This is a genomic window from Devosia sp. ZB163, assembly GCF_028613635.1.
Lineage (GTDB): Bacteria > Pseudomonadota > Alphaproteobacteria > Rhizobiales > Devosiaceae > Devosia_A.
The window spans coordinates 935,206-960,163 of sequence record NZ_JAQRMY010000001.1 but is presented as its reverse complement, the minus strand read 5'-3'; the positions used below and the strand labels follow the sequence as shown (position 1 = coordinate 960,163).

The following is a 24,958-nucleotide window of genomic DNA, read 5'->3' as shown; positions in this document are numbered from 1 at the left end:
TCAGAAGGTCTGGCCGGCGAGCATCAGGAAATGCTCGACGATGGGGCCGAGGGCGAGTGCGGGGAAGAACTGCAGGCCGCCCAGGATGAGGATGATGCCGATGAGGAGGCCGACGAAGAGCGGCCGGTCGGTGGGGAAGGTGCCCGTGGAGGCCGGCACCTTGGTCTTCGTGACGAGGGAACCCGCGATCGCCATCACCGGCACGACGTAGGCGAAGCGGCCGAGCAGCATGGCGATGCCGAGCGTGGTGTTGAACCACGGGGTGTTGGCCGAGAGGCCGCCGAAGGCCGAGCCGTTGTTGCCGGTCGCCGAAGTGAAGGCATAGAGGATCTCGCTCAGCCCATGCGGGCCGCCGGTGCCGATCGAGGAGACGGCGAAGGGGAGAACGGCCGACAGTGCGGTGAAGCCGAGGATCGAGAGCGGCAGGACGAGGACGGCGAGCATGGCGTACTTCATCTCGCGCGCCTCGATCTTCTTGCCGAGCAGCTCCGGCGTGCGGCCGACCATGAGGCCGGCGACGAAGACGGCGAGGACTGCGAACACCAGCATGCCGTAGAGGCCGGAGCCGACGCCGCCGGGCAGGATCTCGCCGAGCTGGATGAGGAACATCGGCACGAGCCCGCCGAGCCCGGTGAACGAGCCGTGCATGCCGTTGACGCCACCGTCGGAGACACCGGTGGTGACGCCGGCGTAGAGCGCCGTCGCGGCCTGGCCGAAGCGGACCTCCTTGCCCTCCATGTTGCCCATGGACGGATCGAGGCCGAGGCTGCTGAGGATGGGATTGCCGTAGGTTTCGGCCCAGTAGATGAAGCAGATGCCGGTGAGCAGCAGGATGCCCATGACCGAGAGGATGGCCCAGCCCTGGCGGCGGTTCTTCACCATCTCGCCGAACGAGTAGACCAGCGATGCGCCCACCGCCAGCATGGCGAAGATGTTGATGAAGTTCGAGATGATGTTGGGGTTCTCGAACGGATGCGCGGCATTGGCGTTGAGGAACCCGCCGCCGTTGGTGCCGAGCTGCTTGATGGCTTCCTGGCTGGCGATGGGGCCGATGGCGAGCGTCTGTTGCGCGCCCTCGAGCGTCGTCACGGTCACCGAGCCATCGAGGGTCTGCGGCAGGCCGAGGGCCATGAAGGCGATGGTGATGAGAATGGCGATGGGCAGCAGGATGTAGAGCGTCGCCCGGGTCAGATCGACCCAGAAATTGCCCACGGTCTCGGCGCCCGAGCGCATGAAGGCGCGGGTCAGCGCCATGGCCAGCGCGATGCCGGTGGCGCCCGAGACGAAGTTGTGCACGGCGAGCCCAGCCATCTGGCTGAAATTGCTCATCGTCGACTCGCCCGCATAGGACTGCCAGTTGGTGTTGGTGACGAAGCTGACCGCGGTGTTGAAGGCGAGGTCCGGTGCCACGCCCGCAAAGCCCTGCGGGTTGAGCGGCAGCAGATCCTGGAACCTCAGGATCAGGTAGAGCGTGACGAAACCCGCGATGGCGAAGGCGAGCATGGCGAAGGTGTAGCCGAGCCAGCCCTGCTCCCGTTTCCGGTCGACGCCGGAGATGCCGTAGAACAGCGTCTCGACGGGCGAGAGCACCGGCGTGAGGAACGTGCGCTCCCCCGTGAACACGCGCGCCATGTAGATGCCGAGTGGTTTGACCACCAGCGCGACCGCAGCGACCATGAGGCCGATCTGCAGCCATCCCATAAGGGTCATTGGAAGGAACTCCGCTTAGGCCGCATCAGCTTCCCGGAAGCTGCTGCGGACCCTTCTTGTCTGTTGGCGCGGGATCGAACCGGAAAAGTCTGCAACTTTTCCTGATCCCGCTTCAGAAGCGCTCGGGCGCGATGAGCGTCACGACCAGGTAGATCGCGAGCCCGGCAACCACGACGAAACCGAGAACGAGCTCGAACATGGGCTGCACCTCAGAGCTTGCCGATGGCCCGGGCATAGATGCCGAGCGCGATGAGGATCCCGGCGCCGAGCGCCAGGTAGACGAGATCGAGCATGTCGACGCTCCACGATTGAGACTGGCGGATATGTCGGGCTTGGCCCCTCAGGGTTCGATTGCGAAGGCGGGGCAGGCACATAAGGATTTCATAAGGGGGCGCTGCTTGTGCGGTTGAGCCGGAGTGCTACCGTCGCCGTCACCCCGTTCGGAGGTGATGCATGAGTGATGGCAGCCGGCACGTTCGCACACTCTCGGGACCGGAGGTCGCGACGCTGGTCGGCTGGGCGGCCGCGGAGGGCTGGAACCCGGGCATCGGCGACGCGGCGGCGTTCCGCGCGGCCGATCCGGAGGGGTTTCTCGGAGCTTTCGTCGATGACGCGTTCGTCGCCGGTATTTCGGCGGTCCGCTACGGGGCGAGTTTCGGCTTCATCGGGCTCTATATCTGCCGCCCCGAGTTCCGGGGCCGCGGGCATGGCCGCTCCGTGTGGGATGCGGGCATGGCGCGGCTTGCAGGGCGCACGATCGGGCTCGACGGGGTACCGGAGCAGCAGGCGAACTATGCCGGCAAGGGGTTCGTGAAGGCCTATGAGACGGTACGTCTCAGCGGGCGGCCGGACTTGGGCGCGGCGGCGGGACGAACTGTCGGGGAGGCATCGTTCGAGAAGATCGCGGCGCTCGACCGGGTCTGCTTTCCGGAGGAGCGTCGCGCGTTCCTTGCAACCTGGATCAAGCCGCCGCGGGTGTTCCGGGCGCTGATGGAGGGCGGGAGGCTCGTGGGCTACGGGGTGCTGCGTCGCTGCGTGGCGGACTGCAAGATCGGGCCGCTATTCGCAGGCTCCGGCGACGCGGCGCTCGCCATTCTCGCCGATCTCGTGGCGGAGGCGGATGGGCCGGTGCAGATCGATGTGCCGGTCACGCAGCCGCATTTCCGCGATGCGCTCGTCGCCCTGGGCATGACGCCGGGCTTCACGACGGCCCGGATGTACCGGGGCCCTGCCCCGGTGGTCGACGCCGGCAAGGTGTTCGGCATCACCACGCTGGAGCTGGGCTGAGGAGGACGCCGCCGCAGCGGCGTCCCCGGTTCGGTCGATCAGTCGAAGAAGTCCTCGTCGCCTTCCTCGAGATACTTCTTGGCTTCCTTGGCGATCAGGTTGACGCCGAGGCCCGGGCGATCCGGCACGTCGATCAGGCCGCCCTTCACGGGCATGCCGTCGAAGCCTTCGGTGATGTCGTACCAGAACGGCTCGAAGCGGGCCGGGTACTCGAAGGCGATCAGGTTGTCCGGCATGGTGGCGCAGACCTGGATCAGCGCGGCGAGGCCGAGGATGCCGTTGGCGGTGCCGTGCGGCGCGATGGCGATGCCGTGCAGGTCCGCATGCTCGGCGACCCACTTGATCTCGGCGAGCCCGCCGATGTCGCAGGGATCGGGGCCGATGACGTTGACCGCATGGCTTTCGATCAGCTGCTTGTAGTGCTGGCGCAGGTAGATCTGCTCGCCGGTGTGGATCGGCGTCGTCGTGTGATGCGTCACGTCCTTGTAGACGTCGGGGTTCACGTAAGGGCTGTAGTCGCCGGTGACCGAGTCCTCGATCCACATCAGGTGCAGGTGCTCGACGGCCTTGGCGAGGCGCAGTGCATCGAGCGGCATGAAGCCCGGGCCGGCGTCAACGGCGGTGTTGTAGCCCTTGCCGAGCGTCTCGCGGGCGGCGGTGATGCAGGCGACGAGGTGGTCGAAGCCTTCCTTGGTCATCGTGCCCTTGTGCGGGTACGGGAACGGCGCATCGTGCTGGACTTCGCCGTAGAAGTAGTCGGGGAAGTCGCGGACCATGGACGAGTGGAAGGCGGTCGGCAGCTTGAACAGGGTGAACTCACCCTTCAGCGACTTGCCGTACTCGGCCCAGCGCTTGTAGCCCTCGGGCGTGTGGTCGGCGCCGCCGGGCACCTCGGCCTGGTAGAGCGTGCGATAGGTGCGGACCTGATCGCGCACCTTGCCGCCGAGCAGGCGGTAGACCGGGGCGTTGACCGCCTTGCCGGCGATGTCCCACAGCGCATGCTCGATCGCCGAAACGGCAGAGCCGAACGGCTTGAAGCCGCCGCGCACGCGGATGCGGCGCATGACGCGCTCGACGTCGCGCGGGTCCTGGCCGACGATCCAGTCCTTGAGCTGGAGCACCTGCGGCTTCACGTAGGGCTTGGGGGTCTCGATCTGGCTCCAACCGGTGATGCCCTCATCGGTGGTGATGCGGATCACCGGGCTGTTGGCGATGATCGCGCACTTCAGGTCTGTAATCTTCAACGGGAAGCTCCTCAAAATCCCTACCATACCAGTTCATGCGTATAGCCGCTTTTGGCGGTCGGGGGGAATGATTCCTATGGCCGAGTCCCACAGCTTCGCCATCGGCCCGTACGGTCCCCTCGCGTCCGCTCACATCTTCGGGATTGGCCGTGATTGTGGCGACTTTGGGGGGCAACGTCGTCGGGCATGCAGGGCCAGGCTAAGCGCCACTGGTCGCCCCGCGGGCCAAACAGGCACACGGACACCGGATGCACAATTCGCCCACGGAAACGGCTGTGCCAAGCCCACGGAGGACGTCATGAAGCATCAAAGCCCCGAAGAACTGCGCCAGGCAGCTGCGATCGTTGCCGCGAATCCAGTGACCCCGCTGACCCGCCGCGAGCGGATCACGCGCTGGGCCGATCTGCTCGATCGGTATTCCGGCCCGCTGGAAGCGCTGTATCGGATCGAATACCTGCCGGAGGACGAGCGCCGGGCCTATTACGGCGGCGACAACACACCGCTCGCCCTCGCGTATCGCGATCCGGTGCTGCGTGCTGACGGTCTCGCCGGTCCCCGACTCGGCGACGCTCTCGATTATTTCGAGATGACCGATGAGGATGCTCACCGGCTGCTCTGCGACTGCCACTACATGGGCACGATGACCGGCCGCAACCTCGCGGCACGGCTGCGCCGCCACGTTTCGGGCGGCGGCCTGCTGGCCTGGGCGGGAAGCCTTTTCTCCTGGCACCCGGACTGAAGCCCCATCGCACCGGCGGCTAGGCCGTGGCGTCGGCCATGGCCTGCCCCGGCTTCTCGACACTTTCCCCCGACTGAGCGTGGATCGCAGCCATGATGCTGCGGCTCACGGTGTCGTAGTCGTGGCTGTTGTCGAAGCCGGCGACGATGCGCTTGTCGTGCATGACGAGGATGCGATCGGCCAGCGCCACCATCTCCGGCATGTCGCTCGAGACCAGGATGATCGAGAGGCCGCCATCGGCGAGGCCGGTGATGAGTTCGTGGAAGTAGCCCTTGGTCTTGATGTCGATGCCGACCGTCGGCTCGTCGATGATGAGCACGTCGACTTCGGCGGCCAGCCATTTGGCGAGCGACACCTTCTGCTGGTTACCGCCTGACAGGTTGCCCGCCAGCTGGTCGAGGTTGGGCGTGCGAATTTCGAGCTGGGTGGCGAGCGGCATCGCGACCCGATCCTCGCGCTTTGCGGTGATGAAGCCGAGCGCCGCGGCGATGCGGTTCCAGACGGTCGAGGCGATGTTGCTGCGGATCGGGTGGGCGAGGATCACGCCCTCGAACTTGCGGTCCTCGCTGACATAGCCGAGCCGGTGCTGGCGGATCGCCTGCTCGACCGAGCGGATGCGGACCGGCTGGTCCTTGATCCGCACTTCGCCCGAGGTGACCTTGTCCTTGCCGATGAGGGCACGCGCCAGTTCGGTGCGGCCGGCGCCGACGAGGCCGTAGAGGCCGAGGATTTCGCCCTTGCGCAGCGTCAGGTCGATGTCGCGGTGGCCGAAGGCGGTGGCGACACCGCGGGCCTCGAACACGACCGGGTTGGCCGCGACGGAGCGGTGCCGGGCGACCACGGCGCGGTCCTTGCGGCCGATCATCGCCTCGATGAGGTCGCCGCGCGCCATGCCCTTCATGCTGGCGCCCGCGAGCGTGGTCTCGCCGTCGCGCAGCACGGTGACGCGATCGCAGAGCGACAGCACTTCCTCGAGCTTGTGGCTGACGAAGAGGATGGCCGTACCCTGCGCCTTCAGCTGGCGCACGAGGCGGAAGAGGCTCTCGGCCTCGTTGTCGCTGATCGAGGCAGTGGGCTCGTCGAGCAGCAGCACGCGGGCCCGGTGGCCGAGCGCCTTGGCGATCTCGACCATCTGCATCTGCGCCACGCTCAGCCGCCGCACCTCGATGCGCGGATCGATGTCGAGCCCGACAAGCTCGAGCATCTTTCTGGCCTCGCGTTCGACGGCCGCGAAGTCGACGAGGCCGCGCGATGTCGGCAGGCGCTCGAGCATCAGGTTCTCGGCGACCGAGAAGCGGGGGATGAGGTTACGCTCCTGGTGGACGGCGGCGATGCCGCGATTGATCGCCTCGCGCGGGGCGTGGAACGCGACCTCCTCGCCGTGCAGCAGGAGGCGTCCGCCGTCGGGGCGGTGGACACCGGTGATGATCTTGATGAGCGTCGACTTGCCGGCGCCGTTCTCGCCCATCAGGGCATGGATCTCGCCGTCGGCGAGTTCGAGCGAGGCATTGCTGAGGGCGCGGACGCCCGGGAAGGACTTGCTGGCCTGTTCGACGAGGAGACCCATGGCTTAGTCCTCCCCGACGCGCACGGCGCGATAGCGATTGAGCCAGACGGCCGCGAGGATCAGGGCGCCGAGCAGGAACGTGACCCAGTAGGGGTCGACCTGCAGCAGCACCATGGCGTTCTGGATGAGCCCGATCAGCACGACGGCGAGCAGCGTGCCGGTGATCGAGATCGACCCACCCGCGAGGCTCGCGCCGCCGATGATGGGCGCGGCGAACGAGATGATAAGCCAGTCGGCGCCGATGCTGGGCTGGGCCGAGCCGAGCTGGGCCACGGCAAGAATACCGGCGGCCGCCGCGAGCAGGCCCGAGAGCGCATGCGCCTCGATGATCGCCTTGTTGGGCGAGAGTCCGGAGAGTTCGGCGGCGTGGCTGTTGCCGCCCACGGCCAGCATGTGCCGGCCGGTGACGGTGCGCGAGAAGAAGACGACGAGCAGCACCGAGACGATCAAGGGCACGATGAGAAGGTTCGGGATCGGGCCCAGGCGGCCATTGCCGAAGGCGACGAAATCGGCCGGCAGGTTGTAGAACGGAATGGCCTTGGTGATGCCGAGGTTGATGCCGGCGAAGGCCGAACCCGTGGCCAGCGTGACGATGAAGCCGTTGATGCCGGTGCGCACGGTGAGCCAGCCGTTGACGAGGCCGGCGACGCCGCCGGCGGCGAGTGCAATGGCGATGGCCGGGAGCGTCGGTACGCCCCAGGCATCCATCAGACCGCCGACGATCACGGCGACGAGCCCGCCCAGCGCGCCGATCGAGAGGTTCATCTGCCCCACGCCAAGCATCACCATCTGGCTGTAGGCGACGAGCAGCGAGACGCAGAGGCTGCGCAGGAAAACGAAGGCGTTGTACTCGGAGAGGAAGTTCGGCGACACGATGGTCAGCGCGAGGACAGCGAGGATGCAGACGGCGAGGAGGCCCGACCACTGCACCCTGATGACGCGCGAGAAGAGCTCGTTCATGCGTTCCTCGTGCGATGGCGCTGCACCAGGAGGGCGCGATAGCGCTCGAGCAGGATGGCGGCGAGGAGGAAGGCGCCGAGGAAGAGCGGCAGCCAGAAATTGCCCACCTGCAGGATGAGCAGGCCCGAGCGGATGGTCGAGACCAGCAGTGCGCCGAGCACGGTGCCGATCACAGAGACGGCCCCGCCGGCCAGCGCCGTGCCGCCGATGACGGGAGCGAGGAAGGACGGCAGCAGCCAGTCGTCACCGGCAACGGACGGCATGGCGGCGGCGAGGCGCGCGGTCAGCATCATGGCGGCGGCGGCGGCGAGCATGCCGGAGAGGACATGGGCGATGGTGATGGTGCGGCCGACCGGCACGCCCGACATCTGCGCCGCGCGCTCGCTGGCGCCGACGGCGAGAAGCTCGCGGCCGAGCACGGTGTGCCTGAACAGGACGTAGAGCGCGATGCCGATGGCGACGGCGACGATCAGGAGGGCCGGAACCGGTCCGACCGCCGCCTTGCCGAACTCGCCGATGGCCGGGGGCAGCGCGTTGTAGGGCACGGCGCGGGTGAGGATGAGCATGGCGCCGGAAAAGAGGCTGGCGCTGGCGAGGGTGACGACGAAGCTGTTGACCCCGGTCCTGACGATGGCGATGCCGTTGAGCCAGCCCATGGCCGCGCCCATCAGCAGGGTCGCCGCGATGGCGACGGGAATGGGTAGTCCGAGGACCTGCAGCAGGTAGCCGAAGGCCATCACCGAGCAGATGCCGATGGCGCCGACCGCGAGGTTCATGCCGCCGGTGGCGAGCACGACCATCTGCGCAAAGCCGATGACGATGTCGATGGCGACCGAGCGGCCGAGGCTGTTGAGGTTGAAGCGCGACAGGAAGCCCGGCGCAATGCTGGAGAGCACCACCCACATCACCACGAGGATGACGAGCAGGCCGAACTGGGTGGAGCCGCGCAACAGGAGCCCCGAGAGGGACCATTTCGAAGACGGCGCGGCGATAGGTTCCTGCACGGTCATGCCGGACTCACGCTTAGAACTCTGGGATGAGGATGCAACGGCTGGCTCCGGCGAACAATCGCTGTCCGCCGGAGGCCGGCCAAAGAGGTCAGCAGGCGAGGAACTTGTCCTTGAAGCTGGCCTGCAGTTCGCCGGTCAGCTTCTTGAGGTCGTCGCCATAGGAGTCGATGTTGTCGGCCGAGATCAGCAGCGTGCCCGAGTCGATGAAGCGGGCGGTCTGCGGAGTCTGGATGAAGGGCGCATCGGCCTTCACGGTGCAGCCGCCGGCGAGCAGATCGAGCGCGTAGGCGCCGATATAGCCCTGGCCATAGGGGTTCTGCGCCATGGTGCCGGCGACGAAGCCGTCACGGATGCCATCGAGCACGATCTTGTCGTCGTCGATGCCGATGAACTTGATGCGCTTGTCGCCGAGGTTCCTGAGCGCCGTGGCAGCCACGACCGACGAGATGTAGCCGGTGGCGATCATGCCGCCGATCTGGTCCTTCTGCGCGGCGAGGAGCGCGTTGATCTTCTGGTCGCCCTGCTCCTGGTTGTCGGTATCGCCGACAGTCTGCAGGAGCGTGACGGCGCCATTGGTCTCGGCGACGGCCTTCTCAACTGCCTGCACGCGCAGGGTGGTGTTGGGGTCGACGAGCAGGCCGGCGAGATGCACGACCGCACCCTTGCCGCCCATGGCTTCGATCAGCGACTTGGTGCCGAGATAGGCCGAGGCATAGACGTCGGTCGCCATGCAGAAAGCCATGTCGGTCGGATCCTGAGCGCAGCCGCCCAGAGCCACCGACGGGATGCCGTTGGACTTGAGTTCGCCCACCACCGAGTTCACGCCGACGGCGTCGCCCGGGAAGATACCGAAGGCGGTGTAGCCCTGGGCGGCCGAGCTTTCGACCAGCTCGGTCTGCAGTTCGAGCTTCCACTCGGACGGGACCTTGTACTCGACGGCGGCGATGCCGAAGTCCTTGGCCGCATCGGCCGCGGCCTGTTCCCACGGTGCAAAATAGGGGTGCGGGCCACCGGGCGTCAGCACGATCCGGTTGTCGGAAGCGACCGCCGCGAGCGGGGCAGAAGCAACCGAGCACGCCAGCAGGGCGGCGAGACCGCCGCGCGAAATGATGTTCATGAAATCCTCCCTCGTCGGCACGCCACATTCCCTCCGGGCGTCACCGAACGAGCAATCGGTAACACGATCGGATATCGCACGCAATATTCGTTAGTTGACTTTTTGCCCGGCATGCGGACTTGTGTGGACGGGGAGTTGAAACGAATGACCGACGCCAGAGAGGGAAACCCGACGCGCCTCAGCGCGACGCGGGCGGTCGAAGCCACGGGCGCGCGTCCGGCGCCGCTCTATGCGACGATCCACGGCGTGCTCAGGGACCATCTGCTCGATGGGCGCCTGCCCGCGGGCCTCGTCGTCGGCCCCACTGCCATCGCACGCCTGTTCGGAGTGAGCCGCATTCCTGCCGCCGCGGCACTCGCGGAGCTTGCCGAGCAGGGGCTGGTCGACAGCTTCGGAGGGCGCGGCTATCTCGTGCCGGGCGGCAGCGAGCCGCTGCGCATGGACCTCGTCGAAGCCGGCCTCGTGTTGCCCGAAGGGGTGGGCGCGGGCACCGCCAGTCCTACACGGCGCGAGCAGATCTACCCCGAGGTCGAGCATGCAGTGGCAGGCTGCCTCGGCTATGGCCGCTTCATGCTGAACGAGAGCGCGCTGGCACAGACCTACGACGTAAGCCGCACCATCGCCCACGAGGTGCTGGCGCAGCTCGAACTCGCCGGCGTGATCGAGCAGGACAGCAACAAGCGCTGGTATGCCGGACCGTTCTCCGCCGAGGATTTCGCCCGGCATTTCGAGATGCGCTGGTTGTTCGAACCGCAGGCGCTGCGCCAGGCCTACCCGATGCTGAAGCGGGCCGATCTCGAGGCGCGGCTCGCACGGGTCGCTCGCATCAGCGGCCCGCCGGTCGCGCCGCTGGAGCTCGAGGGGGTCGAGGCGGATCTCCATACCCATACGCTGGCGCCCTGCCCCAACCCGGTGCTGCTCGCGGCACTGAAGCGCAGCCAGCGCCTGATCCTCGTGACACATTCGACTTTCGCCGACTTCCAGAACTCGGCCGAGATCGGCAACATGATGCGCGACCACGAGGCGGTGTACCGCGCGCTGCTCGACGAGGATGTCGATGGGGCCGCGGCAGCGCTCGAGGCGCACCTCAGGCGCTCGCTGGCACCGTGTCTCGACATGCTCTCGCAGCTGCCGCCGATCCCCGAAAGCATCCGCCCGCCCTATCTCATCCTTGCCGACTGACAGGACTACGAACATGAGCAAGATCACCCGCGTCGAAATCCTGCTGGTCGACCTCGTGCCCAAGGTGAAACGGGTCGACGCGATCCAGTCCTTCGTGTCGCAGGAGACCCCGATCGTCCGGATCACGGACAGCGATGGCGCCGTCGGCACGGGCTACAGCTACACCATCGGCACCGGCGGACACTCGGTGATGGAGCTGCTGCGGCGCACGCTCGTGCCGGCGCTGATCGGACGCGAGGCGATGGAGATCGAGCGGATCTGGCGCGACCTGCTGTTCCTCACGCATGCCACCACTACAGGCGCCATCACCTCGATCGCGCTCGCGGCGATCGATACGGCGCTGTGGGACCTCAAGGCGCGCAAGCTCGGGCTGCCGCTGCACATCCTTGCCGGCGGGGCGCAGGAATCGATCCCGCTCTACACGACCGAAGGCGGGTGGCTCCATCTCGAGACCTCGGCGCTGGTCGAGGATGCGCTGCGGGCCAAGGCGAACGGGTTCGGTGGCTGCAAGCTGAAGGTGGGGCGGCCCATCCACGAGGACGTCAAGCGCATCCGCGCCGTGCGCGAGGCAGTGGGCGAGGGTTTCGAGATCTTCACCGACGCCAACCAGCGCTTCAATGTCGACGAGGCGATCCGGCGAGCGCGCGCCTACGAGCCGCTCGATATCGGCTGGTTCGAGGAGCCGCTGACTGCCGAGGATATCTCGGGGCATACGCGGCTCGTCGACCACACCTCGATCCCGATCGCGGTGGGCGAGAGCCTCTACTCGGCGATGCATTTCCGCGAGTATCTCGAGCGCCACGCCTGCTCGATCGTCCAGGTCGATGTCGGTCGGGTCGGCGGCATCACGCCGTGGCTCAAGGTTGCGCATATGGCGGAGGCCTTCAACATCGCGGTCTGCCCGCATTTCCTGATGGAGCTGCACGTGGGGCTCTGCGCCGCGATCCCGAATGCACGCTGGGTGGAGTACATCCCGCAGCTCGACGAACTCACCGGCACCACCATGACCATCCGCGATGGTCGCGCCATTCCGTCGTCCGAGCCGGGCCTCGGGATCGACTGGGACTTCGCCGCGATCGACCGCATGGCCATGGATGGCAGCCGGGCCACCATCACCTGAAACGAGGAGAACAGGATGAAGCGCTATGGCTCGATGATCGGGCTCAGGCCCGAGGCGATTGCCGAGTACAAGCGGCTGCATGCGGCCGTATGGCCCGACGTGCTCAAGCAGATCGAGAACTCGAACATCCGCAACTACACGATCTTCCTGCGCGAGCCGGAGAACGTGATGTTCGCCTATTACGAGTATGTCGGCACCGACCACGACGCCGACATGGCGGAGATGGCCAAGGACTCGCGCACGCAGGAATGGTGGGCCGTCTGCTCGCCGCTGCAGAAGCCGCTCGACACGCGCGCCGAGGGCGAGTGGTGGGCCGGCCTCGAGGAAGTGTTCCACACCGAGTGAGGGGAGGGCCCGCCGGGAGGGCGGGCCGCCGACCATCAAGAGCCCGGTTGCGGCCGTGCACCGCAACAATGGGCCGACTAAGAGGAGACCTTTGACGTGCCCCTGTCCGATGCCGACCGGCTGAAACTGTTGACCCCGCGAGCCGGCCGGCTGCGTGCGGTGCTCGATACCGACACCTACAACGAGATCGACGACCAGTATGCGCTGGTGCAGGCGGTGCTGTCGCCCGAGCGGATCGACCTGCAGGCGATCTACGCCGCGCCGTTCCACAACTCGCGCTCGGACGGGCCGGGTCACGGCATGGAGTTGAGCTACGGCGAGATCCTCGAGTTGCTGAAGCGGCTCAACGTACCGGGCGAAGGTTTTGTCTTCCGCGGCGTCACCGACTATGTCGGGCCGCAAAAGGTGGCGCGGCCGGCCGAAGCGGTGGACGATCTCATCGCCCGGGCGCGGGCCGGCTCGATCGACGATCCGCTCTACGTCATCGCCATCGGCGCGATCAGCAACGTCGCCTCGGCGCTGCTCAAGGCGCCTGACATCATCGACCGCACGGTCGTCGTCTGGCTCGGCGGGCATGCGCTCGAGTGGCCGCACCAGCGCGAGTTCAACCTCAGGCAGGATGTGGGCGGCGCACAGGTGCTGTTCGACAGCGGCGTGCCGCTGGTGGTCGTGCCCTGCATGGGCGTGACGTCGCACCTTCACAGCACGGTGCCGGAGATCGAGCACTACGTCGAACCGTGCGGCGAGATCGGCAAGTTCCTCGCCATGCGGTTCAAGGAATATGGCGACGACCACATGGGCTGGTCCAAGGAGATCTGGGACATGGCGGCGGTCGCGTGGGTGCTCGATGACAGCTGGACTCCGAGCGTCCTCGTGCCGACGCCGGTCCTCACCGACCAGGTTACGTACAGCGCCGACCGGTCGCGGCACGTGATGCGCTACGTCACCTATGTCAACCGCACGCCCATCATGCGCGACTTCATCACGAAGCTCCGGGCGGCGACGGCTTCGGGCAAGCTCTAGAGCAGCAGGACCTGCGACTGGGCAGCGCGACAGGCGCTGTCCCCTCCCTGCCATCGGTGATCCGGACGCCCCTTCCCTCGCCCCCGCCAAGGGGGAGGGAGGCGACACCTTTTTGCGACTCGATGCCGCCGTTGGGGCGCTGGCTGACTTACGTTCCTCAGGTTGCGCGGTGCGGCCTGCAGGCAAATTCTGACTGAAATTGCCAACTCCTGTCACGCGCCCAGGCATCCGTCCGTCGAAAGTCGAACACCTAAAGCATTGACGAGCATGGAGTACTTCCTCAGACTTGGAACGTCGCATTCCAAATGTGGAACACCACGGGGCGCGGCCGAGGAGAACTTCAATGCGATCGGATTTATCCTGTCGGGCCGGCACAACAGCCGGTTCGCGGACGATGGAATCTTGCGCCCTGCAACCGGCACCACGCTGCCTCACCGGGCGTGAGGGCTAGCCGCGATGTCGACTGTCCGGCGCACGATCCAGGTGCTCGATCTCCTCGCCAAGAAGGAAGCGCTCGGCGTGCGCGCCGTGGCGTCGGCGCTCGAGCTGCCCGTCGGCTCGATCCATCGGCTCCTCAACGATCTCGCCGCCGAGGAGGTCGTGGAGCGTGACGCCCGCGGCGCCTGGCGGCTCGCCCACCGGCTGCTCGGCATCGTCGACCTGCAGCTCGAGGGCATCGGCATCCACCGTCTCGCCCGACCGTACTGCGAGGCCATGGCCAGCGCCTTCGGCGAAACGGTCAACGTCAACGTGCTCTCGGGCGATGGCTGCGTGTGCGTCGACAAGGTGCGCGGCAACGACCGCATGCAGCTCGACTGGCGCGTCGGTGCACGTGGACCGCTGCATAGCGGCGGTTCGGCCAAGGCCATGCTCGCCTACCTGCCCGAGGCCGAGCGCGAGCGCATCGCCCGCCTGCCGATTACCCGCTTCACCGAGCACACGATCGTCGATGCCGATGCGCTGCTCGACGAACTGAGCCAGATCCGGGCGCGCGGCTACGCGATCGACGACCAGGAACTCGTCGTCGGCGTCTTCTGCGTCGCGGTCCCGGTCATCGATCGGCTCGGTCGACCGGTTGCGGCGATCAGCATCTCGGGCCCGTCGCGAAAGGCACCGGGCGACGTGATCGTGCCCCTGGTGGCCCGGCTCAACGAAGCATGCGGACAGGTCAGCCAGAGGCTCGGCTATGCCGGCGCGTGGCCGCCGCTCAAGGACCAGTGAAACAGGAGGAAGCCATGCGTTCGGCGTGGGTCATGAAACTGAAGCCCGGCCAGGAGGCCGAATACAAGCGCAAGCACGACGAGATCTGGCCCGAGATGGTTGCCCTGCTCAAGAGCCAGGGCGTCTCGAACTACACCATCTACCGCCACGAGCTGCTGCTGTTCGCCTACCTCGAAAAGCCCGACGACGCGCCCTCGCAGACCGACGGCATCGATCCGGTGGTGCTCAAGTGGTGGACGTGGATGGAGCCGCACATGGAGACCTATCCGGACGCGCGCCCGAAATCGTGGCCCGTCGAAGAGATGTTCCGGCTCGATTGAGAGACGGCGCCGACACGAAATTCTAGGTGAGCCGGCACGACAGGGCCGCGCCATGAGGAGTGAGAATTGAAGATCAAGAGTATTGAAGCCTTTGCCATCACCAACCCGATTGCAGGCGGCACCTACGACGAGAACAAGGAAAAGAGCACCGCGCGCCGTCCGCCCTGGACCAAGGACGCCGAGGTCGCCAACCCGATGTCGCGCTATCCGCGCTACAAGGCGCTGCGCTCGAGCTGGCTCGGCAGCTTCCCGGCAGTCGGCGTCCTCGTCACCGCCGACGACGGCTCGTGGGGCTTCGGCGTCACCGGCTACGGCCAGCCGACCATCAGCCTGATCAACGACCACATCGGCCCGCTGCTCAACGGCGAGAACGCGCTCGCCACCGAGAAGCTGTGGGACATGATGATGCGCATCACGTCGCCCTATTCCTCGTCGGGCCTCGCCTCCTACGCCATCAGCGGCATTGACCTCGCGCTTTGGGACCTCAAGGGCAAGGTGCTGAAGCTGCCGGTATATGAGCTCGCCGGCGGCGCCGCTCGCGACAAGCAGTTCTGCTACGCCACGGGCAACGACACCGACTGGCACATGGAGCTCGGCTTCAAGGCGACCAAGCTGGCCTGCCCCTACGGCACGGCGGACGGCCTCGAGGCGCTCGACAAGAATGAAGCCTTCGTCGGCAAGGCGCGCGAGCTGATCGGCCCGCATGTCGAGCTGATGCTCGATTGCTGGATGGCCTTCGACGTCGAGTTCGCAGTGCGTCTCGCGCACCGGCTGAAGCCGTTCAACCTCAAGTGGATGGAAGACTGCCTGATCCCCGAGGATCACACCTCGCACAAGGCGCTGCGCGAACGCCTGCCGTGGCAGACGCTCGCCACCGGTGAGCACTGGTACACGCCCTACACCTTCTTCGAGGCGGCCAAGGATCGCGTCGTCGATATCTTCCAGCCCGACATCAATTGGGTCGGCGGCTTCACGGCGGTGCAGAAGATCACCTCGATCGCCGATGCCGCAGGCCTCGAAGTGATCTGCCACGCCGGCATGAACACGCCCTACGGCCAGCACTTCAACTACTCGGCGCCCAACTCGCGCTGGGGCGAGTTCTTCGTCGGCGGGGCCCCCGGCATCCCGCTCAAGCAGACCAACAACTACCCCGGCATGGCGGTCCCCGTGGACGGCTATGTCGTCGTCAGCGACGAGCCGGGCTTCGGCCACGGCCTGTCCAAGAAGGCCATCGAGGAAATGGCCCTCTAGGGGGCGCTTCGCGGAGCGCAACCGGAACGAAGAGTTGGGTCGCTGGACGGTGCGAAGAAACTGCCAGCGGCCCGAACAACCATAGCGGTCGAGGGAACGACCAAGGAGGAAAGATGAAACGTGCACTCTTGCTCGGCAGCGCGCTCGCGCTGCTGATGGGTTCGACGGCATTCGCGCAGGTCGCGGACATGCCGCGCAACGAGACCCTGGTGCTGACCCCATGGGGCGACCAGCCGGCCCAGTTCGCCAACATCGAGAACTGGAACCCCTACGTGTCGTCGATCACGCACCAGCGCGACGCGATGCAGTTCACCGTCAACGAGATGCTGTTCTACACCAACCTGACCACGGGCGAGATCATCCCCTGGCAGGGCGAGAGCTACGAGCTGGCGCCTGACTTCCTGTCGGCGACCATCAAGCTGCGCGAGGGCGTCGAATGGTCCGACGGACAGCCCTTCAGCGCCGATGACGTGAAGTTCACGCTCGAGGCCCTGCGCGACGCACCGGCGGAAATCGGCGCTTCGTCGGCCTTCAAGGAGTGGGTCAAGGACGTCACCGTCACCGACGCGCACAACCTGACGATCAACTTCACCAAGCCGGCTCCGCGTTTCGTCCGCGACTTCCTCGCGCTCGGGCACGAGAACCACTACCCCACCCTGCCCAAGCACATCTGGGAAGGCCAGGATATCGTCGCCTTCACCAACTACGACCTGGAGAAGGGCTGGCCGCTCGGCACCGGCGCCTACAAGCTGGTGCTGTCCAGCAACCAGCAGGAGATCTTCGATCGCCGCGACGACTGGTGGGGCGCCAAGACCGGCTTCCAGGACCTGCCGGCGCCCAAGCGCATCATGCTCGTGCCGGTTTCGAGCGACGACGCCATGGGCCAGCTCCACATCGCCAACCAGATCGACGGCGGGCGCCAGCTGCTCATCGGCACGTTCGAGGCGGCACGCGCCCAGAACGACAAGCTGAGCTCGTGGAACGCCGAAGGGCCGAACTGGGGTGCTCCGGACGGGTGCGACTACTCGCTCGTGTTCAACCAGCTCCGGGCGCCGTGGAACGACGTCAACCTGCGCTACGCGATCAACCACGCGATCGATCGCGACGAGCTGAACGACATCGGCTACGAGGGCTCGCAGAAGGTCGTGACCTACGCCTTCTCCGGCTACATGGCCGGTACCTGGCTCGGCGAAGGCAGCCCGCTGCAGGCAGTGCTGGACAAGTACAACCTCCACAATCCCTCGCAGGAGCTCGTGGACGAGTACATGGCCAAGGGCGGCTATGCCAAGGATGCCAACGGCGTCTGGGCCAAGGACGGCAAGCCCGTCACCGTGAACGTCCGCACGCCGGCCTTCATCCAGCCCATCCTCGCGCCGCTGACCCAGCAGCTCAAGAACGCCGGCTTCGATGCGGTACAGGCCCCGGTGGACGACACCTGGCTGCCGGACATCCAATCGGGCAACTTCGACACCATGATCTTCGTGCACTGCGGCAGCCTCAGCGAGCCGCTCGAGACCTTGCAGCACTACCACAGCAAGTTCGCTCGTCCCGAGGGCACGAACATCCCGAACGCGGTGGCGGCCACCCGCTACTCCAACCCGGAGTACGACGCCATCATCGACCGGATGGAAAGCGTCGTCGCCGACACCAATCCTGACTCGGCCTACATGAAGGACGCCGTCGCGGCCCTCGACATCGCCCTGCGCGACCTGCCGCAGATCGACCTGCTCGAGGAATTCCACGTGGTGACCTTCAACAACACCTACTGGACCGGCTGGCCGTCCGCAGAGAACGCCTATGTGGCGCCCTACACCCCGTGGGAAGCCTTCAACGTGGTGATCCACACCCTGCAGCCGACCGGCGCGCAGTAACCCGAAGCGTTCCTCCCGAGCGCCGGAGCAGGCAGGCCCTCCTGCCTGCTCCACCCCCTTTAGGACCTGCAGCGAGGCCCAATGTCGAAGGAACTCCAACGCTACCTGCTCACGAGATTCAGCCAGTTCCTGCTGATCATCTTCGTGGCGGTGAGCATCAACTTCATCATCCCGCGCCTCCTGCCCGGTGACCCCGTACAGACGGCGCTCGCGCGCCTGCAGGCCGGCGGCGGCAACCAGAGCGTCGACATCCAGGCGGTCTCGGCTGCCTACCGGGCCAAGTATGGCCTCGATGCGCCGCTGTGGGAGCAGTACATCAACTACTGGGTCGACCTGTTCCGCTTCGACCTCGGCGTGTCCTTCGCGAACTTCCCCGAGAAGGTCTCGACCATGATCGGCAACGCCTTGCCATGGTCGGTCGGCCTGCTCGCCGTGGCGACGCTGATCGCCTTCGTCACCGGATCGCTGCTCGGCGCCCGCATGGCGTGGCCCGGCGCCGGCCGAGGCATCAAGACGCTCGTGCCGATGATGATGATCCTCACCTCGATCCCGTTCTACCTGCTCGCGATCATCCTCATCTACTTCTTCGCGGTGGTGCTGAAGTGGTTCCCGCCCGCCGGCGGCGTCGCCACCACCCGCATCATGCGCCTCGACTGGGCGACGACGCAGGACGTGCTGCGCCACGCGGTCCTGCCGAGCATGGCGATCATCCTGGGCAATATCGGCTTCTGGGCGCTCGGCATGCGCAGCCAGATGGTGAACGTACTGGGTGAGGACTACATCACCTTCGCCGAGGCAAAGGGCCTCCACCCCCGCCGGATCTTCTTCTGGTACGGCATGCGCAACGCGCTGCTGGCGCAGATCACGGCGCTGGCGCTGTCGCTCGGCTCGGTCGTTTCCGGCGCCGTGCTGGTCGAGGTGATCTTCAACTACCCGGGGCTGGGCAACCTGCTCTACGTCGCCATCCGCGGCCAGGACTACTTCGTCATCCAGGGCGTAGTGCTGATGCTCATCGTCACGCTGGCGGTGCTGCTCTTCATCGTCGACCTGCTCTATCCCCTTCTCGATCCGCGGATCCGCCGATGAACCGGTTCTTCGCCTCCGTCCAGCGCAACATCCAGCAGGGCCGCCTCAGCGCCCTCCTGCTGCTGGGGCTGGTCATCATCACCGCCGTGGTCCTGTTCGGCATCATCGGCCCGTTCTTCACCGACGCTGCCAACGCGCAGGTCGGCGCCGTCCGCCCGCGGCGGCCGCCGGGCGGCGACTACTTCCTCGGCACGGACTCGCAGGGCCGCGACATGTGGACCCTGTTGATCTACGCCACGCCCAACACCCTGAAGATGGGCCTCATCGCCGGCTTCATCGGCGTCGGCATGGGCACCGTGCTCGGCCTCATCGCCGGCCATTTCGGCGGCTGGATCGATGCGGTCATCCGCGTCATCTCCGACGCGCTGCTGACCGTTCCGGCGATCGCGATCCTCGTGATCATCGCCGGCAACATCGATCGCATGTCGACCTTCGTGATGGCGCTCGTCGTCGCCTCGCTGGGCTGGATGTTCACCGCGCGCACCGTCCGGGCGCAGGTCCTGACGGTCCGCGAGAAGGCCTATATCGAGGTGGCGCGCGTCAACGGCGAGGGCCCGTGGGAGATCCTGTTCACCGAGATCATGCCCAACATCATGCCCTACATCGTCGCCAGCTTCGTCGGCACCGTGTCGGGCTCGATCCTCGCCGTCATCGGCCTCGAAGCGCTGGGCCTTGGCGCACTCGACGAGATGACGCTCGGCAACACGATCTACTGGGCCCAGCAATCCTCCGCGGTGCTGCGCGGCTACTGGTGGTGGTGGAGCCCGCCCATCCTGATGATCGCCCTCATCTTCATCGGTCTGTTCCTGACGTCCGTCGGCTTCGACCGCTTCGCCAACCCCAGACTGGCAAGGCGCTAGGAGGCCCGCTGATGACCGACAAAGACAAACCCATCCTCGTCGTCGAGGGCCTGCACGTCCATTACGACACCGGCAAGGGACCGGCGAAGGCGGTGAACGACGTCTCGTTCTCGCTCAAGCCGGGCGAACGGCTGGGCCTCATCGGCGAATCCGGTTCGGGCAAGACCACCATGGCCACCGCCCTGATGCGGCTGACCCGCGCACCCGGCCGGATTGCCGGGGGCAAGGTCATGCTCGACGGCCGCGACATCCTCGCCATGAGCCCCAGGGAGCTCCGGGAAACCCGGCTGCGGGACATCGCGCTGATCCCGCAGGGCGCCATGAGTTCGCTCAACCCGGTCATGAAGCTCGACGAGCAGATGATCGACGCCATCCTCGCCCACAAGCCGAGGATGAAGCGGGCCGAGCTCGATGCCCGCGTCGCCGAACTGCTGCGCAGCGTCGGCCTCGACCCGAGCGTCGCCAAGCGCTTCCCGCATGAGCTGTCGGGCGGCATGAAGCAGCGTGCCGCCATGGCCATCGCCACCTCGCTCGCGCCCAAGGTGATCGTCGCGGACGAGCCGACCAGCGCGCTCGACGTGGTGGTGCAGCGCCAGGTGATGCAGACGCTCGGGCGCCTGCAGGATGGGCTCGGCGCCGCGGTGGTCCTGATCGGCCACGACATGGGCCTCATCGCCCAGTTCGCCGACGTCGTCGGCGTGATGTATGCCGGCAAGCTGGTGGAGATCGGGCCGGTCCGGCAGATGATCGAGAACCCCAAGCACCCCTATACCAAGCTGCTGGTGGAGAGCCTCCCCGGCATCGAGGTCAAGCAGGCGCTGACGGGCATTCCCGGCCTGCCGCCGCCGCTCGTCGACCTGCCGCCGGGATGCAGCTTCAACCCGCGCTGCCCCTTCGCCTTCGAGCGCTGCCGCACCGAGACGCCGCTGCTGCAGGACGTTGCACCCGGCCAGAGAGCCTCGTGCCACCTCTATCCCGAACACCAGAGCCTGCCGCCATTGCCCGTCACGGCCAGAGCCCAGCACCACGAGGCCCGTCCATGAGCGCGCTGATCGAACTCAAAGGCGTCACCAAGACCTACGGCAGCTTCACCGCCCTCAGCGACGTCACCATGTCGCTGTCGGACACGAACCCGTCGATGACCGCCATTGCCGGCGAGAGCGGCAGCGGCAAGACCACGCTCGCGCGCATCCTGCTGGGCTTCATCAACCCGTCCGTGGGGGAGGTGTTCTACCGCGGCAAGGACATCGCCAAGATGTCCTCGGCCGAGCAGCGCCAGTTCCGCCGCGAGGTGCAGCCGGTCTTCCAGGATCCGTTCGAGGTCTTCAATCCGTTCTATCGCATCGACCACGTGCTCACGACGCCGGTGAAGCGCTACCGGCTGGCCGACAGCGAGGCCAAGGCGCGCAGCCTCATCGAGGATGCACTGAAGCGCGTCGGCCTCAGGCCGCAGGACACGCTCGGCCGCTTCCCGCACGAACTTTCCGGCGGCCAGCGCCAGCGCGTGATGGTCGCCCGGGCGGTGCTGCTCCGGCCGCGCATGATCGTCGCCGACGAGCCGGTCTCGATGGTCGACGCCTCGCTGCGCGCCACCATCCTCGACGAGCTGCGCACGCTCAACCGCGAGCTCGGCATCTCCATCATCTACATCACGCACGACCTGACCACGGCCTTCCAGATCTGCGACAACATCCTCGTGCTGTATCGCGGGGCGATCGCGGAGGCCGGCGCGGTCGAACGCGTCATCGGGGCGCCGCGGCACCCCTACTCGCAGCTCCTCGTCTCCTCGATCCCCCTGCCCGACCTCGACCGCGCCTGGGGCAACGAGGAAATCCCCGTCTCCGAGGCCAACAGCAGCCGCCCCAACGCAGGCTGCCGCTTCGCCCCACGCTGCCCGCACGTGATGGACCAATGCTGGCAAAGCGCCCCGCCCAAATACATGCCGGACAGCCAACGCCTCGCCAGCTGCTTCCTCTACCGCGACTCGCCAATCGCTCCGGATGAGGATGTGTCGGCAGTGTTCAGGTTGCCGGGAGTTGCGCCGGTGGTGGTGGGGGGCTGAGGGGCGACCGCGGGGTGAGTCGGCGGCATCAGCCAGTGGTGCGACCGGCCTGCTCCCAGGTCCCCGCCCCGGCTACCACAATCGTACTTACCAGAACTTCCTCGACTACGAAGTTCTTCTATACGCGTCAGACACCTAGCGTCCCCCACCAAGTTGCGACGAGCATCGCCGCGGGCGGCGCATGAGCTGTCAGGCATTGTGCTTAGCCTCATGACATCCAGTATGTGTCATGCTAGGGGTGGGCTCATACAATGCTGCACACCCTCTATTTCCGATGATTGACGTGATCGCGCACGGATATCCCTGCTTACTCGACCAGCCAGATGAGCGATCCCAGTCGCGCTTGACATCGTGACGATCCAAACGGGACCTTTTCGGCTTTGTGCTTGGTGGACTCGCGGCTACGCACCACTGCTCCGCACCGTTCGCATCGCTCAGGACGGCACCGTGGGTCTCAACTCATGAGGCAAACTTCACTCCCGCCGCCCCGGGTGGGCAGAATGGCGATCACTGGCTCCACGGGATTTGTGGGTCGTCATGTTGTTGCCCGCATGATCGCCATGCGGCGGAACGTGACGCTGCTGGTGCAGAGCGCGCGGAAGTGCCCCGCGTCGTGGCGCGATCATGCCCAAATCCGCATCGTCGAGACCGGCCCGATCGAACAGTCGACCCAGCTTGCAGTAGCGCTCGAAGATGCGGCCACAGTCGTACACCTTGGCGGCCTCGCACATGTGAAATCGGCGGATCCTGCCCGTTACATGGCAGCCAACGTGGAGGCTACCAAACGCCTCGCCGTCGCGTCCATCGATGCCGGCGTGCAGGGGTTTCTACTGCTAAGCAGCATTGCCGCTGTGACTGAAAATGCTGCTCCCGGTCGAATCAGCGAGGCAACGCGGCCCCGCCCCGCTGGACCGTACGGACTGTCGAAGCGCATGGCCGAGGAACATGTCGCCGTACTGGCAGCGCACGGCATCTTTGCCGTGTCCCTTCGCCCTCCACTGGTGGTAGGAGCAGATGCGCCGGGGAATTGGCGCTCCCTGCAGCGGCTCGCGCTGACCGGCGCCCCTCTCCCGTTTGGCAGCACCAGCAACCGGCGTGCGTATATCGGCGTCGACACGCTGGCCGAAATGCTCGACCACCTGGCCAACCATGCTTGGAGCCACGAGAGGTCGGGGGCATACTGCGTTGCCAACGCCGAGAACCTGTCTCTTGCGGAGGTCCTGTCGTTGCTGAGAAAAGCGATGGGCAAACAGCAGGCGCTGTTCCCCATGCCCACCCAGCTGCTGAACGGCCCACTCATCCTGCTTGGACGGCGTCGCCTTGCCCAGAGCCTGTTTGGCGATCTTGACATCGACAGCAGCGCATTCCAGTCGACTTTCGCCTTCTCGGAGAGCATGGGCATCAGGGAAGCGATACATAAATCCGGCTCGGAATTCGCTCTCTCCAACTAGCTGGATATGTCTGTGTTGCGGCGTCTAGATCCGAGCATCGCGCCACAGATCGATTTCCGAATCCTGATGTCCACGCTATTCCGCGCAAGGTCGCGGCAATCGGATGTGCAGAGGCAACGAGACGGTCAAGGCCCCGGCGAACAATGGCCAGCCGGGGAAGAAACGCCGCGCGAGCGGCAGCAAAAGATCAGGTCGAGTGGGTAATGGCGCTAGATAACTCTTCGAAATCCAAGCTGGTTCAAGGCCTTGCCGACAAGACAGCGATGATCGGCATTGTCGGGCTGGGCTATGTGGGCCTGCCGCTGGTACTGCGCTACGCTGAGGTCGGCTACAAGGTCGTTGGCTTCGACATCGACGCGGAGAAAGTCGAGAAGCTGTCCAGCGGCCAAAGCTACATCAAGCACATTTCGAAGGATCGCTTGCTCGACGCGATCGACCATGGCTTCGAGGCAACTACGGATTTCAGCCGGGCTGCCGAGGTAGACGCTTTGATCCTGTGCGTTCCCACCCCGCTCGACGCACACCGCGAACCTGATTTAAGCTTCGTGCTTGACACCGTGGACTCTCTGCTGCCCCACCTGCGGGAAGGCCAGGTAATGTCGCTTGAAAGCACCACCTATCCTGGGACAACGGATGAGGAGCTGCTGCCGCGTATCGAATCGAGCGGCTTCAAGGTCGGTGAAAACTACTTCCTGGTCTACTCGCCCGAGCGCGAGGATCCGGGCAACGCCAAGTTCAGCACTAACACCATCCCCAAGGTATGCGGGGGCTATTCCCCCGCGTGTCTCGATGTCGGATTGGCGCTCTATGGCCAAGTGATTGACAAGCTGGTCCCGGTAACCTCGACGCGCGCAGCCGAGATGACAAAACTGCTGGAGAACATCCACCGGGCGGTCAACATCGGCCTCGTCAACGAAATGAAGATCGTGGCCGACCGCATGGGGATCGACATCCACGAGGTCATCCGAGCCGCAGCCACCAAACCATTCGGCTTTGTTCCCTATTATCCCGGTCCAGGTCTGGGTGGTCATTGCATTCCGATCGACCCATTCTATCTGACCTGGAAAGCCCGCGAATATGGCGTCACGACCCGGTTCATCGAGTTGGCCGGCGAGGTCAACTCCAACATGCCGGACTATGTCGTTGCCAAGGTCACCGACGCGCTGAACCGTCAACGCAAGGCCGTAAGCGGTTCCTCGGTTCTCGTGCTGGGCGTCGCCTACAAGAAAAATGTCGATGACATGCGCGAGTCACCGTCCGTCATCCTGATGGAGAAGCTTCAGGCGCTTGGCGCCTCCATCGCTTATAACGACCCCTACGTGCCGACATTCCCCAAGCTTCGGAATCACACTCATTTCGATCTGTCCAGCGTCGATCTGAGCGCAGCGAGCCTGAAGAGTTACGACTGCGTGCTGCTCGCAACGGACCACGACGAGTATGACTTCGCGCACATCCTCAAGCATGCCAGGCTCATCGTCGACACTCGCGGGCGATACCTGGAGCCCGCCCCCAATGTTGTGAAGTCCTGATCC

General features: G+C 65.9%; 24 protein-coding genes. 16 read left to right on the top strand and 8 right to left on the bottom strand.

From position 1 onward, the window contains the following. From kdpA to PRN20_RS04960, 3 genes are all read right to left on the bottom strand, one after another. Positions 1 to 1,710, bottom strand: coding sequence for a potassium-transporting ATPase subunit KdpA (kdpA, locus tag PRN20_RS04970; protein ID WP_273955960.1), 1,710 nt, complete (start codon positions 1,708 to 1,710; stop codon positions 1 to 3). A 112-nt stretch (positions 1,711 to 1,822) separates the two neighbouring features. After that, positions 1,823 to 1,909: a K(+)-transporting ATPase subunit F gene (gene kdpF, locus PRN20_RS04965; RefSeq protein ID WP_273956777.1), complete on the bottom strand. Its 87-nt coding sequence runs from the start codon at positions 1,907 to 1,909 to the stop codon at positions 1,823 to 1,825. Between the two features lie 10 nt (positions 1,910 to 1,919). Further along, entirely contained in the window at positions 1,920 to 2,084 is a 165-nt protein-coding gene (locus PRN20_RS04960; RefSeq protein ID WP_273955959.1) for a hypothetical protein, read from the bottom strand. A 79-nt stretch (positions 2,085 to 2,163) separates the two neighbouring features. On the opposite strand from PRN20_RS04960, the gene PRN20_RS04955 reads away from it, so the two are divergent. Then, positions 2,164 to 2,997 carry a GNAT family N-acetyltransferase gene (locus PRN20_RS04955; protein ID WP_273955958.1) on the top strand — a complete coding sequence of 278 codons (834 nt, stop codon included), beginning with the start codon at positions 2,164 to 2,166 and terminating at the stop codon, positions 2,995 to 2,997. A gap of 38 nt (positions 2,998 to 3,035) precedes the next feature. On the opposite strand, the gene PRN20_RS04950 is transcribed toward PRN20_RS04955, so the two are convergent. Beyond that, positions 3,036 to 4,241 (bottom strand): mandelate racemase/muconate lactonizing enzyme family protein, encoded by a 1,206-nt coding sequence (locus PRN20_RS04950; protein ID WP_273955957.1) that lies wholly within the window; start codon positions 4,239 to 4,241, stop codon positions 3,036 to 3,038. 298 nt (positions 4,242 to 4,539) lie between these two features. Here PRN20_RS04950 and PRN20_RS04945 point away from each other — a divergent pair, with 298 nt between their 5' ends. Continuing rightward, positions 4,540 to 4,980 (top strand): hypothetical protein, encoded by a 441-nt coding sequence (locus tag PRN20_RS04945; protein ID WP_273955956.1) that lies wholly within the window; start codon positions 4,540 to 4,542, stop codon positions 4,978 to 4,980. Between the two features lie 19 nt (positions 4,981 to 4,999). Here PRN20_RS04945 and PRN20_RS04940 read toward each other — a convergent pair whose 3' ends face one another. The 4 genes from PRN20_RS04940 to PRN20_RS04925 all read right to left on the bottom strand — a co-directional run bounded on the left by PRN20_RS04940 (position 5,000) and on the right by PRN20_RS04925 (position 9,634). Further along, positions 5,000 to 6,547: a sugar ABC transporter ATP-binding protein gene (locus PRN20_RS04940; RefSeq protein ID WP_273955955.1), complete on the bottom strand. Its 1,548-nt coding sequence runs from the start codon at positions 6,545 to 6,547 to the stop codon at positions 5,000 to 5,002. Positions 6,548 to 6,550: 3 nt separating this feature from the next. Then, the gene (locus tag PRN20_RS04935) at positions 6,551 to 7,507 is read right to left on the bottom strand and encodes an ABC transporter permease (protein WP_273955954.1); all 957 of its coding nucleotides are present in this window, start codon (positions 7,505 to 7,507) and stop codon (positions 6,551 to 6,553) included. Continuing rightward, positions 7,504 to 8,517, bottom strand: coding sequence for an ABC transporter permease (locus tag PRN20_RS04930; protein ID WP_273955953.1), 1,014 nt, complete (start codon positions 8,515 to 8,517; stop codon positions 7,504 to 7,506). Before PRN20_RS04930 ends, PRN20_RS04935 begins: the two co-directional genes overlap by 4 nt. An 88-nt stretch (positions 8,518 to 8,605) precedes the next feature. After that, complete coding sequence (locus tag PRN20_RS04925; RefSeq protein WP_273955952.1) at positions 8,606 to 9,634, bottom strand: sugar ABC transporter substrate-binding protein; 1,029 nt, start codon at positions 9,632 to 9,634, stop codon at positions 8,606 to 8,608. 144 nt (positions 9,635 to 9,778) lie between these two features. Between PRN20_RS04925 and PRN20_RS04920 the strand changes: the two genes are divergently transcribed. The 14 genes from PRN20_RS04920 to PRN20_RS04855 all read left to right on the top strand — a co-directional run bounded on the left by PRN20_RS04920 (position 9,779) and on the right by PRN20_RS04855 (position 24,955). Next, the gene (locus PRN20_RS04920) at positions 9,779 to 10,816 is read left to right on the top strand and encodes a GntR family transcriptional regulator (protein WP_273955951.1); all 1,038 of its coding nucleotides are present in this window, start codon (positions 9,779 to 9,781) and stop codon (positions 10,814 to 10,816) included. 13 nt (positions 10,817 to 10,829) lie between these two features. Further along, positions 10,830 to 11,936, top strand: a complete 1,107-nt coding sequence (locus PRN20_RS04915; RefSeq protein WP_273955950.1) for a mandelate racemase/muconate lactonizing enzyme family protein — start codon at positions 10,830 to 10,832, stop codon at positions 11,934 to 11,936. Positions 11,937 to 11,951: 15 nt separating this feature from the next. Continuing rightward, positions 11,952 to 12,281 carry an L-rhamnose mutarotase gene (locus PRN20_RS04910; protein ID WP_273955949.1) on the top strand — a complete coding sequence of 110 codons (330 nt, stop codon included), beginning with the start codon at positions 11,952 to 11,954 and terminating at the stop codon, positions 12,279 to 12,281. A gap of 96 nt (positions 12,282 to 12,377) precedes the next feature. Next, positions 12,378 to 13,304, top strand: coding sequence for a nucleoside hydrolase (locus PRN20_RS04905; protein ID WP_273955948.1), 927 nt, complete (start codon positions 12,378 to 12,380; stop codon positions 13,302 to 13,304). Positions 13,305 to 13,760: 456 nt separating this feature from the next. Further along, positions 13,761 to 14,525, top strand: coding sequence for an IclR family transcriptional regulator (locus PRN20_RS04900; RefSeq protein ID WP_273955947.1), 765 nt, complete (start codon positions 13,761 to 13,763; stop codon positions 14,523 to 14,525). A 14-nt stretch (positions 14,526 to 14,539) separates the two neighbouring features. Then, positions 14,540 to 14,845, top strand: a complete 306-nt coding sequence (locus PRN20_RS04895; RefSeq protein WP_273955946.1) for an L-rhamnose mutarotase — start codon at positions 14,540 to 14,542, stop codon at positions 14,843 to 14,845. A gap of 66 nt (positions 14,846 to 14,911) precedes the next feature. After that, positions 14,912 to 16,096: an enolase C-terminal domain-like protein gene (locus tag PRN20_RS04890; protein WP_273955945.1), complete on the top strand. Its 1,185-nt coding sequence runs from the start codon at positions 14,912 to 14,914 to the stop codon at positions 16,094 to 16,096. 113 nt (positions 16,097 to 16,209) lie between these two features. Continuing rightward, positions 16,210 to 17,967: an ABC transporter substrate-binding protein gene (locus PRN20_RS04885; protein ID WP_273955944.1), complete on the top strand. Its 1,758-nt coding sequence runs from the start codon at positions 16,210 to 16,212 to the stop codon at positions 17,965 to 17,967. An 81-nt stretch (positions 17,968 to 18,048) separates the two neighbouring features. Next, positions 18,049 to 19,053, top strand: coding sequence for an ABC transporter permease (locus tag PRN20_RS04880; RefSeq protein WP_273955943.1), 1,005 nt, complete (start codon positions 18,049 to 18,051; stop codon positions 19,051 to 19,053). Beyond that, positions 19,050 to 19,913 carry an ABC transporter permease gene (locus tag PRN20_RS04875; protein WP_273955942.1) on the top strand — a complete coding sequence of 288 codons (864 nt, stop codon included), beginning with the start codon at positions 19,050 to 19,052 and terminating at the stop codon, positions 19,911 to 19,913. The genes PRN20_RS04880 and PRN20_RS04875 overlap by 4 nt, the downstream gene beginning before the upstream one ends. An 11-nt stretch (positions 19,914 to 19,924) precedes the next feature. Further along, complete coding sequence (locus PRN20_RS04870; protein WP_273955941.1) at positions 19,925 to 20,956, top strand: ABC transporter ATP-binding protein; 1,032 nt, start codon at positions 19,925 to 19,927, stop codon at positions 20,954 to 20,956. After that, positions 20,953 to 21,975 carry an ABC transporter ATP-binding protein gene (locus tag PRN20_RS04865; protein WP_273955940.1) on the top strand — a complete coding sequence of 341 codons (1,023 nt, stop codon included), beginning with the start codon at positions 20,953 to 20,955 and terminating at the stop codon, positions 21,973 to 21,975. The genes PRN20_RS04870 and PRN20_RS04865 overlap by 4 nt, the downstream gene beginning before the upstream one ends. A 500-nt stretch (positions 21,976 to 22,475) precedes the next feature. Beyond that, the gene (locus PRN20_RS04860; RefSeq protein WP_273955939.1) at positions 22,476 to 23,426 is read left to right on the top strand and encodes an NAD-dependent epimerase/dehydratase family protein; all 951 of its coding nucleotides are present in this window, start codon (positions 22,476 to 22,478) and stop codon (positions 23,424 to 23,426) included. Positions 23,427 to 23,629: 203 nt separating this feature from the next. Further along, positions 23,630 to 24,955, top strand: coding sequence for a nucleotide sugar dehydrogenase (locus tag PRN20_RS04855; protein ID WP_273956776.1), 1,326 nt, complete (start codon positions 23,630 to 23,632; stop codon positions 24,953 to 24,955). Positions 24,956 to 24,958 lie beyond the last annotated feature (3 nt).